Annotated in this window: 14 protein-coding genes; 7 read left to right on the forward strand and 7 right to left on the reverse strand. The window is 62.8% G+C overall.

What is annotated here, in order from left to right; genetic code table 11:
* Window position 1 precedes the first annotated feature (1 nt).
* Both CO731_RS17060 and CO731_RS17065 read left to right on the forward strand, forming a co-directional pair.
* Window positions 2-796, forward strand: a complete 795-nt coding sequence (locus CO731_RS17060) for an ATP12 family chaperone protein (RefSeq protein WP_108608047.1) — start codon at window positions 2-4, stop codon at window positions 794-796.
* A gap of 214 nt (window positions 797-1010) precedes the next feature.
* Complete coding sequence (locus CO731_RS17065; protein ID WP_108609887.1) at window positions 1011-2051, forward strand: glutamine synthetase beta-grasp domain-containing protein; 1041 nt, start codon at window positions 1011-1013, stop codon at window positions 2049-2051.
* 91 nt (window positions 2052-2142) lie between these two features.
* Here the strand turns inward: CO731_RS17065 and CO731_RS17070 are convergent, their stop codons facing one another.
* Window positions 2143-2448, reverse strand: coding sequence for a ribbon-helix-helix domain-containing protein (locus CO731_RS17070; RefSeq protein WP_108608048.1), 306 nt, complete (start codon window positions 2446-2448; stop codon window positions 2143-2145).
* A gap of 203 nt (window positions 2449-2651) precedes the next feature.
* Between CO731_RS17070 and CO731_RS17075 the strand changes: the two genes are divergently transcribed.
* From CO731_RS17075 to CO731_RS17085, 3 genes are all read left to right on the forward strand, one after another.
* Complete coding sequence (locus tag CO731_RS17075; RefSeq protein ID WP_108608049.1) at window positions 2652-3047, forward strand: VOC family protein; 396 nt, start codon at window positions 2652-2654, stop codon at window positions 3045-3047.
* A 72-nt stretch (window positions 3048-3119) separates the two neighbouring features.
* Window positions 3120-3653 carry a Twin-arginine translocation pathway signal gene (locus CO731_RS17080; protein WP_108608050.1) on the forward strand — a complete coding sequence of 178 codons (534 nt, stop codon included), beginning with the start codon at window positions 3120-3122 and terminating at the stop codon, window positions 3651-3653.
* 51 nt (window positions 3654-3704) lie between these two features.
* On the forward strand, window positions 3705-5276 hold the full coding sequence (locus tag CO731_RS17085; protein WP_108608051.1) for a GMC family oxidoreductase: 1572 nt from the start codon (window positions 3705-3707) through the stop codon (window positions 5274-5276).
* Between the two features lie 114 nt (window positions 5277-5390).
* Here the strand turns inward: CO731_RS17085 and glnA are convergent, their stop codons facing one another.
* Both glnA and CO731_RS17095 read right to left on the reverse strand, forming a co-directional pair.
* Window positions 5391-6800: a type I glutamate--ammonia ligase gene (gene glnA, locus CO731_RS17090; RefSeq protein WP_108608052.1), complete on the reverse strand. Its 1410-nt coding sequence runs from the start codon at window positions 6798-6800 to the stop codon at window positions 5391-5393.
* A gap of 50 nt (window positions 6801-6850) precedes the next feature.
* Window positions 6851-7189 carry a P-II family nitrogen regulator gene (locus CO731_RS17095; protein ID WP_055976860.1) on the reverse strand — a complete coding sequence of 113 codons (339 nt, stop codon included), beginning with the start codon at window positions 7187-7189 and terminating at the stop codon, window positions 6851-6853.
* A 327-nt stretch (window positions 7190-7516) separates the two neighbouring features.
* Between CO731_RS17095 and CO731_RS17100 the strand changes: the two genes are divergently transcribed.
* Window positions 7517-9016, forward strand: coding sequence for an NAD(P)H-hydrate dehydratase (locus CO731_RS17100; protein WP_108608053.1), 1500 nt, complete (start codon window positions 7517-7519; stop codon window positions 9014-9016).
* Window positions 9017-10004: 988 nt separating this feature from the next.
* Here CO731_RS17100 and CO731_RS17110 read toward each other — a convergent pair.
* The 4 genes from CO731_RS17110 to CO731_RS17120 form a co-directional block, all read right to left on the reverse strand.
* Window positions 10005-10814 (reverse strand): DUF72 domain-containing protein, encoded by an 810-nt coding sequence (locus tag CO731_RS17110; RefSeq protein WP_108608055.1) that lies wholly within the window; start codon window positions 10812-10814, stop codon window positions 10005-10007.
* 17 nt (window positions 10815-10831) lie between these two features.
* Complete coding sequence (locus CO731_RS28765) at window positions 10832-11425, reverse strand: hypothetical protein (RefSeq protein WP_159091651.1); 594 nt, start codon at window positions 11423-11425, stop codon at window positions 10832-10834.
* 28 nt (window positions 11426-11453) lie between these two features.
* Window positions 11454-14375 (reverse strand): excinuclease ABC subunit UvrA, encoded by a 2922-nt coding sequence (gene uvrA / locus CO731_RS17115; protein ID WP_108608056.1) that lies wholly within the window; start codon window positions 14373-14375, stop codon window positions 11454-11456.
* A gap of 930 nt (window positions 14376-15305) precedes the next feature.
* The gene (locus CO731_RS17120; protein ID WP_108608057.1) at window positions 15306-15881 is read right to left on the reverse strand and encodes a hypothetical protein; all 576 of its coding nucleotides are present in this window, start codon (window positions 15879-15881) and stop codon (window positions 15306-15308) included.
* A gap of 241 nt (window positions 15882-16122) precedes the next feature.
* On the opposite strand from CO731_RS17120, the gene CO731_RS17125 reads away from it, so the two are divergent.
* Window positions 16123-16857 (forward strand): amino acid racemase, encoded by a 735-nt coding sequence (locus CO731_RS17125; protein ID WP_108608058.1) that lies wholly within the window; start codon window positions 16123-16125, stop codon window positions 16855-16857.
* Window positions 16858-16864 lie beyond the last annotated feature (7 nt).

Raw genomic sequence — 16864 nt, forward strand, 5'->3', positions numbered from 1 at the left:
CATGCGTGACATCCTGAGCGACCTTGAAACCGGCGACTTGCTGTCCGATCCCGATCCGATCCGCCGCGCGCAAAGCACGATGCGCCGGCAACTGCCCAAGCGGTTCTACGAAACGGCATCGGTTGCCGCCGTCGAGGGTGGTTATGCGGTCCAGCTCGACGGCAAGCCGGTGCGCACGCCGGGCAGGGCGCTGCTTGCACTGCCGACGGAGGCAGCCGCGCAACTGGTCGCCGACGAATTTGCTGCCCAGGTCGAGAGCATAAACCCATTCACCATGCCGGTGCTGCGCCTGGTCAACACGGCGATCGACGGTGTTGCTACCGACCCGCAGGCCGTGCTCGAGGACATTCTGCGCTTTTCGTCGTCGGATCTGCTTTGCTACCGCGCCGACAGCCCGGAAAAACTCGTCGAGCGCCAGTCCGAGGCGTGGGACCCGGTGCTGGACTGGGCGCGTGCGTCGCTGAGCGCGCATTTCGTTCTGGCCGAGGGCGTCATGCATGTCGAGCAGCCGCGCGCGGCCATTGCCGCCCTTGGCGTCCACCTGTCGCAGCGCGCCGAGCCGATGCGGCTGGCGGCACTCCATCTGATGACCACGCTGACCGGTTCGGCGCTCCTGGCACTGGCTGTCGAAACCGGCGAACTGGATGTCGAGGCGGCCTGGGCTGCCGCCCATGTCGACGAAGACTGGCAGGTCGAGCATTGGGGCCAGGATTCCGAGGCCGTTGCCCGCCGTTCCAATCGCAAGCGCGACATGGTTTCGGCGGTGGCGCTGCTTGAGGCACTGAAGGCCGGCTGACCCCGTCTTGCACAACCGGGCGGGCTGCGCCCGAGTCTTGGGCAGAATGTCAGCGTTGCTGCCCTAGTTTGCCTGTTTTTTGAGCATCGGCTTTTTCCTCGACCTTTGGCACCAGCGCGGATCCTGCTTTTTTTCGAGTTGGCACGAGGCTTGCTTCTTCTCTTGCGACACGCTGGCCGCCAATGGCTGGCAGGCACGACACCGAGAGGATAGCATGACGAAGTACAAGCTCGAGTACATCTGGCTGGATGGTTACACGCCGGCGGCCAATCTCCGCGGCAAGACCCAGGTCAAGGAATTTGCGGAGTTCCCGAAGCTCGAGCAGCTTCCTTTGTGGGGGTTCGACGGCAGCTCGACCAAGCAGGCCGAAGGCAAAAGCTCCGACTGCGTGCTCAAGCCGGTCGCCGTCTATCCCGATCCGGCCCGCAAGAACGGCGCGCTCGTCATGTGCGAAGTCATGATGCCCGATGGCGTCACGCCGCATCCGTCGAACACCCGTGCGACGGTCCTCGACGACGATGGTGCCTGGTTCGGCTTCGAGCAGGAATATTTCTTCTATAAGAACGGCCGTCCGCTCGGTTTCCCCGAAACCGGCTTCCCAGCACCGCAGGGCCCGTACTACACCGGCGTCGGCTACCAGGCCGTCGGCGATATCGCCCGCCAGATCGTCGAAGAGCATCTCGACCTTTGCCTCGACGCCGGCATCAACCACGAGGGCATCAACGCCGAAGTGGCCAAGGGCCAGTGGGAATTCCAGATCTTCGGCAAGGGCTCGAAGAAGGCGGCCGACGAGATGTGGCTCGCTCGCTACCTGCTGCAGCGCCTGACCGAAAAATACGGCATCGACATCGAGTATCACTGCAAGCCGTTGGGCGATACCGACTGGAACGGCTCGGGCATGCACGCGAACTTCTCGACCGCCCACCTGCGCGAAGTCGGCGGCAAGGCCTATTTCGAGGCGCTGATGGATGCGTTCGGCGAGGCGCGCGAAGATCACATCGCTGTCTATGGCCCGGACAACCACCTGCGCCTGACCGGCAAGCACGAGACGGCGTCGATCGACGTGTTCACCTGGGGTGTTGCCGACCGCGGCGCTTCGGTGCGCGTGCCGCACAGCTTTGTCCGTGACGGCTATCGCGGCTATCTCGAAGACCGCCGTCCGAACTCGCAGGGCGACCCCTACCAGATCGCCTCGCAGATACTCAAGACCATCAGCTCGGTGCCGACCAGCATCGAAACCAAGGTTGCTGCTTAAACATTAGGCAGCATCGAAAAAGAAAAACCCCGGGTTTCAGCCCGGGGTTTTTCTTTTCGTGATCAGGTCAGCCAAGCGGCTGGGTGTCGCTCTATGCAGCGTAGCGCTTCAGGGCCTCGATCTCGTCGGCGCCGGGCTTGTGGCCGCGCAGATAGAGCGCGCATGTGGTGCGCAGCATGGATGCGAAGTTCGGGATCGCTCCGTTGATCTCGATCGCCTCGTCATAGAGCTTCGAGATGAATTTCGGCGTCGTCAGCCCCTGAGAGGACGCGATTTCGTCGAGAAGGTCCCAGAAGGTGGCCTCAAGCTGGATGCTGGTCGAATGGCCGGCGATCCGGATCGACCGGTTGATCTGGTGATAGCCCTTCGGATCCTGTCCGGCAAATACCCTGCACATATCAATCCTCCCGATGGCTTGCCCCGGCGTGCGGCACCGGCGCTGGCTGTCGGACGCCATCATCGGCCCAACAGCACGTCATCGCAACCATGCTTTCGTCCCTGCGTAGCAAACTATGCTCCAGCACGCGTGGTAACGGGCTGCCACCACTTGGGGCTACGCGGATTTCATAATCCTCCTGCTTCTAACTGCCAGGAGGGCGAATGGCGAAGGCAATACATTCCATGGTGCGCGTGCTCGATGAGACGCGTTCGGTATCGTTCTATCGCACGGCCTTCGGCCTCGAAATTGCCGACCGGCTCGATTTCGAGACGTTCACCCTGATCTATCTCAGCAACCCGGAAACCGAATTCGAGGTCGAGCTGACCGTCAACAAGGGGCGGACCGAGCCCTACGTCTTGGGTGACGGTTACGGTCATTTGGCCGTGTCGGTGGACGACCTGGAAGCCACGCACCGGCGGTTCGTTGCGGCCGGTCTGACCCCCAAGGACATCGTCGACTTCGCGCCGGGCGGCAAGCCGCTCGCCCGCTTCTTCTTCATCGAAGACCCCGACGGCTACAAGATCGAGGTTTTGCAGCGGGGAGGCCGGTTCAAGTGAAGCATACGCGGCGAGGGAGAGCGCCGCGCCAGCCAAGCGCCGACGGCGCATAGCAAGCAAGGGAGGAAAATCATGGTGACGATCTATCAAGGCAAGTCCGGCCTGTCGCGGCGCGAACTGCTCAAGCGCGGTAGTGCTGCTGGCGCGCTGCTTATCATCAGCGGCTCAGCCGTCCTCAGCGCGGGCGAAGCATGGGGGCTCGAGAGCACGGCATTGAAGCCGGAAACGCTGGCCACGCTGATCCAGATGGCGCGCGACGTCTATCCCCACGATCAGGTGCCGGACAAGTTCTACGCCATCGCCATCAAGAGCCACGACGAGCAGGCGGGCAAGGATGCGGCGCACAAGGACCTCATCGAGAAGGGCATTGCCGACCTCGACCAGAAATCGGGCGCGGGCGGATATACCGGCCTTGGCTGGGAGGACGAGCGAGTGGCCATCCTCCGGCAGATCGAGGACACGCCATTTTTCCAGGCGATCCGCGGCGGACTTGTCGTCGGCCTCTACAACCAGAAGGAGGTGTGGCCGATCTTCGGTTACGAGGGCGAGTCCTACTCCAAGGGCGGATACATCGCGCGCGGCTTCGACGACATCGAGTGGCTCTGATCGGGCCCCTGTCGCGAATCCAGCCTTTTCAGCATTCCCCGGGAGGAAAACATGCCTGCACCTTACGGTCTCAACGACGATAGCGTCGTCGTCATCATCGGCTCCGGAGCCGGTGGCGGCACGCTCGGCAACGAACTCGCCCAGAAGGGCATCGACGTCGTCATTCTCGAAGCCGGCCCGCGCATCGAATATGAGGACTTCATCAACGACGAGTGGGACTCCTTCGGCCAGCTTGCCTGGCTGGACAACCGCACGACCGGCGGCGGCTGGCGGGTCCACAAGGACTTTCCCAATCTGCCGGCCTGGATCGTCAAGGCGGTCGGCGGCACGACCACGCACTGGGCCGGCGCATCCCTGCGCATCCAGGAGCATGAGTTCAAGACGTTGACCAACTACGGCAAGGTCGAAGGCGCCAACCTGCTCGACTGGCCGATCACGCTCGCAGACCTCGAGCCGTATTACGCCAAGGCCGAGGACAAGATGGGTGTGACCCGCACCAACGACATTGAGGGCCTGCCCGGCAACAACAATTTCAAGGTGTTCAAGGCCGGCGCCGACAAGCTCGGCTACAAGGAATGCCACACCGGCAACATGGCGATCAACTCGGCGGATCGCGACGGCCGCATGGGCTGCCAGCAGACCGGGTTCTGCTTCCAGGGCTGCAAATGGGGCGCAAAATGGTCGACCCTCTACACTGAAATCCCCAAGGGCGAGGCGACCGGCAAGCTGGAGGTCAGGCCCAGCAGCCACGTACTCAAGATCGAGCATGACGACAGCGGCAAGGTGACCAGCGTCGTCTACGCCGACAAGGACGGCAAGATGCAGAGCCAGAAGGCCCGCATCGTCTGCGTTGCGGGCAATTCCATCGAAAGCCCGCGGTTGCTGCTGAATTCCGCCTCGTCGAAGTTCCCGGATGGGCTGGCCAATTCGTCGGGGCAGGTGGGCAAGAACTACATGCGCCATACCACCGGGTCGGTCTATGCGATCTTCGACAAGCCGGTGCACTTCTGGCGCGGCACGACCATGGCCGGCATCGTCCGGGACGAAGCCAAGCACGATCCGTCACGCGGTTTCGTCGGCGGCTACGAATTGGAGACGCTGGCGCTCGGACTGCCGTTCATGGCGGCATTCCTCGATCCCGGCGGCTGGGGCCGTTCGTTCACCACCGCGCTCGACCACTACGACAAGATGGCAGGCATGTGGATCGTCGGCGAGGACATGCCTCAGGAGCAGAACGCGGTGAAGCTGCATGGCGAGCTGAAGGACAAGTACGGCATGCCGATACCTGATGTCTGGTTCACCGACCATCCCAACGACGTCGCCATGCGCAACCACGCCTACAAGCAGGGCATGGCGATGTACGATGCCGTCGGGGCCACCCGCTCGTTCCCGACGCCGCCCTATCCGTCGACGCACAATCTCGGCACCAATCGCATGAGCGAAAAGGCATCCGACGGCGTGGTCAACAAGTGGGGCCAGACCCACGACATCAAGAACCTGTTCGTGTCCGACGGCAGCCAGTTTACCACCGGTGCGGCGGAGAACCCGACGCTCACCATCGTGTCGCTGGCCATCCGCCAGGCCGACTACATCGCCGAGCAGATGGGCGCCAAGAGCATCTGACGCATCGTTTGGCCGCGCATCATTCACAGCGGTCGGGCATTCGCCAGATTGCTACGCCGCCAAACAAAAAAAGCCCCGGATCGCTCCGGGGCTTTTTTCTTTGTTTTTCGGGTCTTAGACCGAGTAGTACATGTCGTACTCGACCGGGTGCGGGGTCATTTCGAAGCGCATGACCTCGGCCATCTTCAGCTCGATGAAGCTGTCGATCTGGTCGTCGTCGAAGACGCCGCCGGCCTTGAGGAAGCCGCGGTCCTTGTCGAGGCTCTGGAGCGCTTCGCGCAGGCTGCCGCAGACGGTCGGGATCTTCTTGAGTTCCTTCGCCGGCAGGTCGTAGAGATCCTTGTCCATCGGCTGGCCGGGGTGGATCTTGTTCTTGATGCCGTCGAGGCCGGCCATCAGCAGCGCGGCGAAGCAGAGGTAGGGGTTCGCGCCCGGATCGGGGAAGCGGACCTCGACGCGCTTGGACTTCGGCGAGTTGCCGAACGGGATGCGGCAGGAAGCCGAGCGGTTGCGCGCGGAGTAGGCGAGCAGGACCGGGGCCTCATAGCCGGGGACCAGACGCTTGTAGGAGTTGGTCAGCGGGTTGGTGAAGGCGTTGATCGCCTTGGCGTGCTTGATGACGCCGCCGATGAAATAGAGGCAGTTTTCCGACAGGCCGGCATATTCGTTGCCGGCGAAGGTCGGCTTGCCGCCCTTCCAGATCGACAGGTGGACGTGCATGCCCGAGCCGTTGTCGCCGAAGATCGGCTTCGGCATGAAGGTGGCCGTCTTGCCGTAGGCGTTGGCGACCTGGTGCACGACATACTTGTAGATCAGCATCTTGTCGGCGTTGCGGACCAGCGTGTCGAACTTGATGCCGAGTTCGTGCTGGGCGGCAGCCACCTCGTGGTGGTGCTTCTCGACGCGCACGCCCATCTCGGACAGCACCGTCAGCATCTCGGAGCGCATGTCCTGGCAGCTGTCGATTGGCGGGACCGGGAAATAGCCGCCCTTGACGCGCGGACGGTGGCCGAGGTTGCCGGTCTCATAGTCGGTGTCATCGTTGGACGGCAGTTCGGTCGAATCGAGCTTGAATCCGGTGTTGTAGGGATCGGCCTTGTACTTGACGTCGTCGAAGACGAAGAATTCGGCTTCCGGGCCGACATAGACGGTGTCGCCGATGCCTTCGGCCTTGAGGTAAGCCTCGGCCTTCTTGGCAATGCCGCGCGGGTCGCGGTTGTAGGCCTCGCCCGAAACCGGGTCGAGAATGTCGCAGAGGATGACCATGGTCGACTGGGCGAAGAACGGGTCCATGTGGACCGTGTCCATGTCGGGCATCAGCACCATGTCGGATTCGTTGATGGCCTTCCAGCCGGCGATGGAGGAGCCGTCGAACATGACGCCGTCGGCGAACATGTCTTCCTCGACCTCGGCGATGTCCATGGTGACGTGGTGGAGCTTGCCCTTGGGGTCGGTGAAGCGCAGGTCAACGAACTTAACGTCGTTGTCCTTGATCTGCTTCATGATGTCTTTGGCTGTCGTCATGTGATGGTTCCCTGTCTGATGACGTTAGGACGAGAAGAAATTCCGAAGGGTCAGATGGCGTCGACGCCGGTCTCGCCGGTGCGGATGCGGACGACTTCCTCGATGTTGGAGACAAAAATCTTGCCGTCGCCGATGCGGCCGGTCTGGGCCGCCTTGCGGATCGCCTCGATGGCGGCCTCGACGGATTCGTCGCCGAGCACGACCTCGATCTTCACCTTGGGCAGGAAGTCGACGACATATTCCGCGCCGCGGTAGAGCTCGGTGTGGCCCTTCTGGCGGCCGAAACCCTTGGCCTCGGTGACCGTGATGCCTTGCAGGCCGGCCTCCTGGAGCGCCTCCTTCACTTCGTCGAGCTTGAACGGCTTGATGATCGCTTCGATCTTTTTCATGCGAATACTGGCCTCCACTGCCGTAAGTCAGGGTGATGCACCCACTCGCGCCTATCTCAAGCACGAAGCGTGCCAAGTCTAGTGGCTGCGACAAGTTTGACCACTTTGCCTTGATGGCAACCGCAGAACGCTGGTTCCGGTACCGGTTTGGACCTGCCGCACGAAGATCGCCCAAAATTTCAGCGTCCTCCGCCACAAATCTATGCACAAAAATGCGGCATGGTGCTCATAATTTGCACCTGATGTGGCCAGGTGCATCTTTGTTTCGGTCAAGGGTGGCGGCGTGCTAACTCTCAAGGCCGGTGCTGGAACTTTGCGGAAGCCGCCATGGCGTTTGAACTGCTGACTCCCGACGAAATGGCCGAGGCCGACAGGCTGACAATCGGCGCGGGGCCGGTCGACGGCATCGGGCTGATGCGGCGGGCAGGCGGTGCTGTCGCCGATCTGGTCCTGTCGCGGTTTGCGTCGGCACATCCCGTCCATGTGCTGTGCGGACCGGGCAACAATGGCGGCGACGGTTATGTCGTGGCGCGCCTGCTGGTGGAAAGCGGCGTCGCTGTCAGGCTTTTTGCAACAGGCGTCCCGCGTGCCGGCAGCGATGCCGCGCTCGCGGCGGCGGAGTGCCCGGTCGCGGTGGAGCCGTTGTCGGCATTCGCGCCCGAACCGGGCTCCCTGGTGGTCGACGCGCTTTATGGCGCCGGGCTTTCCAAGCCTCTTGCCGGCGAAGTCCTGGCAGCGGTCGCGCGGACTGTCGAGGCCGGTGTGCCAGTCGTCGCAGTCGACCTGCCGTCGGGCGTGTCCGGCGCAACGGGCGAGGTGTTGGGCGGCGCCTTCAAGGCGGCGGTGACAGTGACTTTCGCCCGCAAGAAGCCAGGGCACCTGCTGTTTCCCGGCCGGGCGCATTGCGGCGAAGTCATCGTCGCCGACATCGGCATTTCCGATGCGACTGTCGTTGCCACAGGGATGCGATGCCTCGAAAACGATCCGGCATGGTGGCGCCCGCTCTTCCCCTCGCCGGCCAACGACGCCCACAAATACAGCCGCGGCCATGTCGCCGTCTTTTCGGGCGGTGTGGCGGCCACCGGGGCGGCGCGGCTGTCGGCGATGGCGGCGGCACGGGCAGGGGCGGGCGCGGTGACGGTGCTGTCGCCAGGATCGGCGCTGGCGGCCAATGCGGCGCACCTGACCTCGATCATCCTCAGGCGTTGCGATGGGCTCGAAGATGCGCTGGCCTTCCTCGATGCGCGCACGCCCGCCGCGCTGGTCTATGGCCCGGGGCTCGGTCCTGAAGCAGAGGTCGGACGTTTTGCGCTGGGGCTGATGTCCCATGCTTCCGGCCGCTTTGGCGCGCTGGTGCTCGATGCCGACGGCATCACTTCGCTTTCCCACCAGCGGGTCTCCTTCTTCGAGGCCGCGAGGCGGCCGAAGGCGCCGGTGCTGGTTCTCACGCCGCATCATGGCGAGTTCGGCCGGCTGTTTCCCGACATCGCCGGCGACCCGTCGTTGTCCAAGGTCGAGCGGGCGCGGGCCGCGGCCGCCAAGGCGAATGCCGTCATCGTCTACAAGGGGCCCGACACGGTGATCGCCGCGCCCGACGGACGGGCGGCGATCAACAGCAACGGCACGCCGCTTCTGGCGACGGCCGGTTCGGGTGACGTGCTGTCCGGCATCGTCGCAGCACTGGTGGCGCAAGCCATGCCGGCGTTCGAGGCGGCCTGCGCTGCCGTCTGGATGCATGCCGAGGCGGCGCGGCGGTTCGGGCCGGGGCTGATTGCTGAGGACCTGCCGCTGGCGCTGCGCGAGGTGGTGGCTGGGTTGAGCAGGTGAGGCGCGCGCCTTGCCTTCTTCCTTTGCGGGAAAAGTGCCCTGCTCCTCGATAGGCTCGGGAGGGCGTATGAGGGGTGCTGGACGGATCGGGACGTTTCAGATTGCTCAGCAACCAGAGCCTTCTTCTGTGACCTCTCGTTTCTTCCAACACCCCTCATCCGTCGCCTTCGGCGACACCTTCTCCCGCAAGGGGAGAAGGCAGGTCGCGCGCGTCGTCCCGGCTCTCGCTGCGCTCGGCCGGTATGACGACGTCGGCGCACGGGTGCCAAGCTTGTTCACCGCCACGCTCGCTTTCGCGCCTGGCCATTGTCAAAGAGCGCTCCCGTTGCCGGGAGGTAGTTCGGGAAGCGGGGCGCGAGGCCGTGCCTTCCGATAATTAGTATGTGGCGCGACGTTCGCGCCCCGCCCGGTTGCTTGCCCCGCTCAGTCGCCTCGGCTTTCACCGCCAGCCGCCGCAAGGCCCGGGCTTGGGGGCTCATCACCCAGCAGGAGATCCGACCTCCTGCCAGCCCGGCACCGGCGCTTCCCCCCGCTGCCCGGTGCGCACCGGAGTCCCGTGGAAGATCGCAAGGTGAATGATACGGGAGGTGGACAGGGGCGTGGACAAACGTGGCCGGCTATCCACGCGGGATGGTGACAGATGGTGACAGCCGCTCTTGCCTTACGAAGCAAATCTTCTGCATCGCGATCCTTCGCACCCCCCTCTGGCCTGCCGGCCATCTCCCCACAAGGAGGGAGATCACGCCGTCATCGGCGCCGCAGCCAATCGCCAACATCGCAAGGCTTATCCTTTACGACGTTGCAGGACGAGCGCCGCCGGCGACGAGACTAATCTCCCTCCTTGTGGGGGAGATGGCCGGCAGGCCAGAGGGGGGTGCGAAGGATCGCGACTGAGGAGACCTTTGCGTGGCGATTGCCGTTCAGAAGAACGCGAAGCGTGCAAAACCTTTTCACGCCCTGAGGGCGCAAAGGATCCGTTCGCCCGCCATCAGCCGCCATTCAGCCGCTTCATCAGCGCCATGGCACCGAAGGGGGCGCGGACCTTGCCTTCGGTGATGAAGTAGACGAACACGTCGCGTGTCTTGGCTGGTGCGTCGATGGAGGGGTCGGCGCGCGGCAGATCGGCCGGCATGCCACCATCGGCCCAGACCTTGGCACGCGCGGCCCATTCATCCAGGGCCTTGGGCGTGTAGCAGTCGTGGTTGTCGTCACTGCCGGTCTGCAGCCTCGCATAGACGAAATCGCCAGTGACGTCGGCAATCGCCGGATATTTGGCATGGTCGGCATAGACGATGGCGACATCATGCTTCCTGGCCAGGGCGGCGAACTCGGGGACGACGAAGGAATCGTGCCGCACCTCGACCGCGTGGCGCAGTTTCACGCCATCCTGCTTTTCCGGCAAAAGCTTGAGGAAGGCCTCGAAGTCGTCGGCATCGAACTTCTTGGTCGGCGCGAACTGCCACAGGATCGGCCCGAGCTTGTCGCCAAGCGCCGCCACACCCGAGCCGAGGAAGCGCATCATCGACTCGCCGGCCTCGCCAAGCACGCGGCGGTTGGTGACAAAACGGTTGCCCTTGAGCGCATAGACGAAACCGTCGGGAGCCTCGCTCGCCCATTTGAGGAATGTCGGCTCTTTGAAGCTGGAATAGTAGGTGCCGTTGACCTCGATGGTCGGCACCTGGGCGGTGGCGAACTGAAGCTGTTTCGCCTTGGACAGCTTGTCAGGGTAGAAGGTGCCTTCCCAGGGCTCGAACGTCCAGCCGCCCATGCCGGCACGGATTTTTCCTGACTTGGTCATTCGTTCCTCCCTCGTAGTCAAGCACTTCGCAGTAGCGAGCCGCGCTCTGTGCGTGGGTCAGCCAGAATCTCGCGATTATGTCTATATTTTTCGACAGTTCTCCGAAGCCGGCGCTTTTGCTCTTGGCGGCCCACATCCCCTATTCGAGGAAACATTGTTCGATACGGAGTTGGGTCAGCTTCTGGACTCATTTTGTCTTCGTTGGTCGCGTACCACCACACTTGGAAAACTTGCACCTCTACAGGCAGGCATTTGGTCAGCAACATATAATCCAGCCACCCCATAAACAGAGGTGCATCGTTTGCGGCGTCGGAAAATTCTGCCATCAGCGCATCGTCGTCGCGAGCGCCTGCACCATCAAGCCGGTAGTAATGCTTTATTGCGTTCCAATACTGATTTCGTAGTGCCTTTATCTTGCGCATGTCGACATTTGGAAATGTCGCAAGGATATGCGTTGAAAGTGTAGGTATCTGCGCTTCTGAGGCCAATCCCTCGATGATTTCGCTGCCTCCGCACGCCAATGCCTGTACGGAAAATGGATCCTTATTTCGAATGAACAAATCCAGCGCCGCTCCGAGTTGATTGCGCGCAATTTGCAGCTTGATCGACAAGTTACCTCCAGCGCCTCTCACTTCCGAGCTATTCAGCTGCCTCTCGCTTGCCGCCCGGCCGGCGCTCCAGCAGTTCCTTGAGGAACTGGCCGGTGTAGCTGCGCGGCACCGCGACGATGTCCTCGGGGCGGCCCGATGCCACCAGTTCGCCGCCGCCGTCGCCGCCTTCGGGGCCGAGGTCGAGCACCCAGTCGGCGGTCTTGATGACCTCGAGATTGTGCTCGATGACGACGACGGTGTTGCCCTGGTCGACCAGTTCGTGCAGCACCTCGAGCAGCTTGGCGACGTCGTGGAAATGCAGGCCGGTGGTCGGCTCGTCGAGGATGTAGAGCGTCTTGCCGGTGGCCTTGCGCGACAGTTCCTTGGCGAGCTTGATGCGCTGGGCCTCGCCGCCGGACAACGTGTTGGCCTGCTGGCCGATATGGATGTAGCCGAGGCCGACCTGGTTGAGCGTCATCAGCTTGTCGCGCACCACGGGCACGGCGGCGAAGAACTCGACGCCTTCCTCGACCGTCATGTCGAGCACGTCGGCGATCGACTTGCCCTTGAACAGCACGTCGAGTGTTTCGCGGTTGTAGCGCTTGCCGTGGCAGACGTCGCAGGTGACGTAGACGTCGGGCAGGAAGTGCATCTCGATCTTGATGACGCCGTCGCCCTGGCAAGCCTCGCAGCGGCCGCCCTTGACGTTGAAGGAGAAGCGCCCGGGCTGGTAGCCGCGGGCCTTGGCTTCCGGCAGGCCTGCGAACCAGTCGCGGATAGGGGTGAACGCACCGGTGTAGGTGGCCGGGTTCGACCGCGGCGTGCGGCCGATGGGCGACTGGTCGATGTCGATGACCTTGTCGAGGAATTCGAGGCCCTCGATGCGGTCGTGCTCGGCCGGGTGCTCGCGCGAGCCCATGATGCGGCGCGAGGCCGCCTTGAACAAAGTCTCGATCAGGAAGGTCGACTTGCCGCCGCCCGACACGCCGGTGACGGCGGTGAAGGTGCCCAATGGGATTTCGGCGGTGACGTCCTTCAGATTGTTGCCGCGCGCGCCCACGACCTTGATGCGGCGGTTCTTCTTCAGCTCGCGACGCTGGGCCGGCGTGGCGATCTCGAGCTCGCCCGACAGGTATTTGCCGGTGATCGAGTTGGGGTTGGCCATGACCTGCTGCGGCGTGCCCTCGGCGATGATGTTGCCGCCATGGATGCCAGCGGCCGGGCCGATGTCGACGACATAGTCGGCGGTCAGGATGGCGTCCTCGTCATGCTCGACGACGATAACGGTGTTGCCGATGTCCCTGAGGTGGCGAAGCGTGTCGAGCAGGCGGGCATTGTCGCGCTGGTGCAGACCGATCGACGGCTCGTCGAGCACGTAGAGCACGCCGGTCAGGCCCGAGCCGATCTGCGAGGCCAGCCGAATACGCTGGCTTTCGCCGCCCGACAGCGTGCCGGAATTGCGCGACAGGGTCAGATATTCGAGGCCAACGTCGTTGAGGAAGCGCAGGCGCTCGCGGATCTCCTTGAGGATGCGGACGGCGATCTCGTTCTGCTTGTCATTGAGCGCGCCGGGCAGGGCCTCGAACCAGGCATTGGCCTTGCGGATCGACTGCTCGGTGACCTCGCCGATGTGCTTGCCGGCGATCTTGACGGCGAGCGATTCCGGCTTGAGGCGATAGCCGGCGCAGGTCGGGCAGGGCGTCGCCGACATGAAGCGCTCGATCTCTTCGCGCATCCAGGCGGATTCCGTCTCTTTCCAGCGGCGCTGGAGATTGGGGATGACGCCTTCGAAGGTCTTGGTCGTCTTGTAGGAGCGCAGGCCGTCGTCATAGTTGAAGGTGATTTCCTTCGTGCCGGTACCGTGCAGGATGGCTTCCTGTGCCTCGGGCGAAAGGTCGCGCCAGCGGTCGCCGATCTTGAAGCCGTAGACCTTGCCGAGGGCTTCCAGCGTCTGGGTGTAATAGGGCGAGGTCGACTTGGCCCAGGGCGCAACCGCACCCTCGCGCAGCGAGACATGGTCTTCCGGCACGATCAGCAGGGGATCGATGGCGCGCTGGTTGCCGAGGCCGTCGCAGGCCGGGCAGGCACCGAACGGGTTGTTGAAGGAGAACAGCCGGGGCTCGATCTCGGGAATGGTGAAACCCGACACCGGACAGGCGAATTTCTCGGAGAAAAGAATGCGCTCGTGGGTTTCGTTGGCAGACTTGTTGACCGAGTCCGCGCCCGTCTGGCTGGCGTCGAGCGGCTTGTCGGCGAATTCGGCGACGGCCAGGCCTTCGGCCAGCTTGAGCGCGGTTTCCATCGAGTCGGCCAGCCGGGTGGCAAGGTCCGGGCGAACGACGATGCGGTCGACGACGACGTCGATGTCGTGCTTGTATTTCTTGTCGAGCACCGGTGCTTCGCCGATCTCGTAGAAGGCGCCGTCGATCTTGACGCGCTGGAAGCCCTTCTTCTGGAGCTCGGCGAGTTCCTTCTTGTATTCGCCCTTGCGGCCCCGGACGATGGGCGCAAGGATGAACAGGCGCGTGCCTTCGTCGACCGCAAGCACGCGGTCGACCATCTGCGAAACCGTCTGGCTTTCGATCGGCAGGCCGGTCGCCGGCGAATAGGGCACGCCGACGCGCGCGAACAGCAGGCGCATGTAGTCGTAGATTTCGGTGACGGTGCCGACCGTCGAGCGCGGATTGCGCGAGGTCGTCTTCTGCTCGATCGAGATCGCCGGCGACAGGCCGTCGATCTGGTCGACGTCGGGCTTCTGCATCATCTCGAGGAACTGGCGGGCATAGGCCGACAGGCTCTCGACATAACGGCGCTGGCCTTCGGCATAGATGGTGTCGAAGGCGAGCGACGACTTGCCCGAGCCGGACAGGCCGGTCATCACGATCAGCCGGTCGCGCGGCAGGTCGAGATCGACGTTCTTGAGATTGTGCTCGCGCGCACCGCGAATGGAAATGTACTTGTGATCGGCCATTGCCGCGCCGCCGCCTCAAATCTGGAATTGCTCGGAGTGGCGGGTTTGCCCGACCATTCCCTCATGTAGGTATTTTCGCCGCCCGGTCGAGAGGCAGCGCAATACACCCCGCACTGCGTTTAAGCGCCTTTGGCGGGCAGGGGCAAGAGAAAAGAACAAAGGCCGAACGGGCTCCTGACAACGTTATGGCAGGAGCCCGGCAGGGCGAGAGCCGGGCTTCGATCACATTTTTCGCCTCTAACAACGTTGTGGTTGACGTAGCGGAATCAGGGATGCAAACTCCTGACGTCGCCTGAAGCCGAGCCTCTCTTGAGGGCTCCTCACCATGCTACGGTCGGTCTGCGAGACGCCGCAGACACGCGAGTTGAGCAGCAGGCGTACAATTGGCGCAACTGACGTAGGAGCTAGGCATGACTCCACCGGACAGTCCCTTAAGGTTCCGCTAGCGAGACGGAACCGCAGCAGGCAGAGGTGCCGGCATTTCTGTTAGGAAAAGCCCTGCAAACCGTGACCTACTGATCCCCTACAATTTGAGACCATGGTCGGATCTGTGGCCGAGAGCCACTATGAATCCGAGAGAGCAAAGCCGGTAAACCACTCCCGGCAGTCAAGGGTATAACCCGACAAAAGGCCCCGTGCGCTCCTGGGAGCGGCGGGGCCATATTTTTTGGGCTGTTTCTTGGGTCGGGGGACTTGCTGCCCCGTCGACGGAAAGGGCTGCCCCTGCAGCATCCCATGGGCGATGATCTTTCTAGTGACGTGGCGAAAGCGTCTCGGCGGCTATTTGGCATACTCCTAGCTTTGATCCGTCAGGGGAGCGTGCCGAAACTGGTGCCGGGCCATTAAGATCGGCTGTCGGCAGGTGAAGCTTGCCAGCGGTTCAGGATGCCAAGGGCAGAGGTGGCCGCGTGATGAATGCCTCCCCTTATTCTATCCTGCACTATTGCCGCGATCCGACATCAGCCCTGCACTATTGCCGCGGTCCGACATCAGCAGGACGCAAGGCCCGTTATTCCAGCCGGTGGGAGGTTGAAGGCAGAATTCAGTGAAGTGACGTTTTCCGAATACATCAAAATAATCGGCATAGCCAAAGAAGAACAGCTTGCCTTTGGACATACCCTTCAACTCGTCCTGCAATCTCGCCCAAGTACGCGCTGTTATTTCGGTTTCGAGTTCGCGCAGATGTGTCGGACCGAGCGACTCTTCAGCGGAGTCGCGGGTCATATTTCGCCAATTTTCCACGTCAGGCTCTTCGGCGGCGAAAATGTTGGTTGCAGCCGTCAAGCGCTGAGCCGGCGTCTGTCCAACGTTCTCAAGCCTAATCAGGTAAACGAGGACTGGCGTACTAGACTTTGGTTTTGGTGGAGAGAACCTGGTTATCCTTCCGTCCTTAATGGCAACGTAGGCCCGACTTTGTGTCTCGGAAGAGACACGCAGCTGTTTCAGCGTTTGCCACAAGACAAGCAAGGACAAGGCGGCGAGCCCGAACGCTGCAAATTCGACCACGTCACAATTGTTGTCACACCAATTCACTTGGCGCGCCTCTCCTGTTGACCAAGAATAACATGTTTACGATGGGAGAGCAGCATGAACGCACCGGGCCTCCTTTCGCCAAGCAGTTCCTGAAGCAGTCGAAGCAGAACAGGCGCGATCTGCGCCATGCTCACATCGATTGACGTCTACCGGCGCGTTGCCAGTTTCCTCAGTACTGAAATAGAGTACGTCGTTCGCACCATCGGGGAGAACAATGACTGTTCGTCAGACGCAGCTTATCGGCCTGCTCGGGGGCATGAGCTGGGAATCCAGCGCGCTCTATTATCGCCTCATCAACGAGGCGACGCATCGCCGGCTGGGCGGGCACCACAATGCGCGCTCGCTGATGTTCACGCTCGATTTCGACGAGCTGAACGATCTTGCCGCCAAGGGCGAGTGGGAGCATGTCGCCGAAGTGATCACCAAGGCTGCGCGGCATCTCAAGGCCGGCGGTGCGGCTTTCGCCATGATGACCGCGGTGACGGCGCACTACGTCGCCGACAAGGTTGCCGAGGCGATCAAGATCCCACTGCTGCACATCGCCGATCCGACCGGCAAGTCGCTGCAGGCTGCCGGACACCAGCGGGTCGGGCTGCTGGGCACGCGCTACACGATGGAGCTGGGCTTCCTGGCCGAGCGGCTGCAACGGCAATTCGGCATCGAAGTGCTGGTTCCGCCGGAGGACGAGCGAACAGCCTTGCATCGCATCATCATCGATGAGCTGACGCTCGGCATCGTGAAGCCGGAGTCCAGGGCGGTGCTGTTGCAACTGGCCAATGGGCTGGAGGCGCGCGGAGCCGACGCAATCGTGGTCGCCTGCACGGAGCTGCCGTTGCTGGTGGCCATGGAGGACTATCCGATGCCCGGCTATGACGTGGTCAGGCTCCACGCCGAGGCGGCAGTGGAGCTGGCGCTTGCCGGCGCGCCATCGCAAGACGAACGGAGCTGAAGCAGCA

Origin of the sequence: Aminobacter sp. MSH1, from assembly GCF_003071665.1 — a bacterium.
Taxonomy (GTDB): Bacteria; Pseudomonadota; Alphaproteobacteria; order Rhizobiales; family Rhizobiaceae; genus Aminobacter; species Aminobacter niigataensis.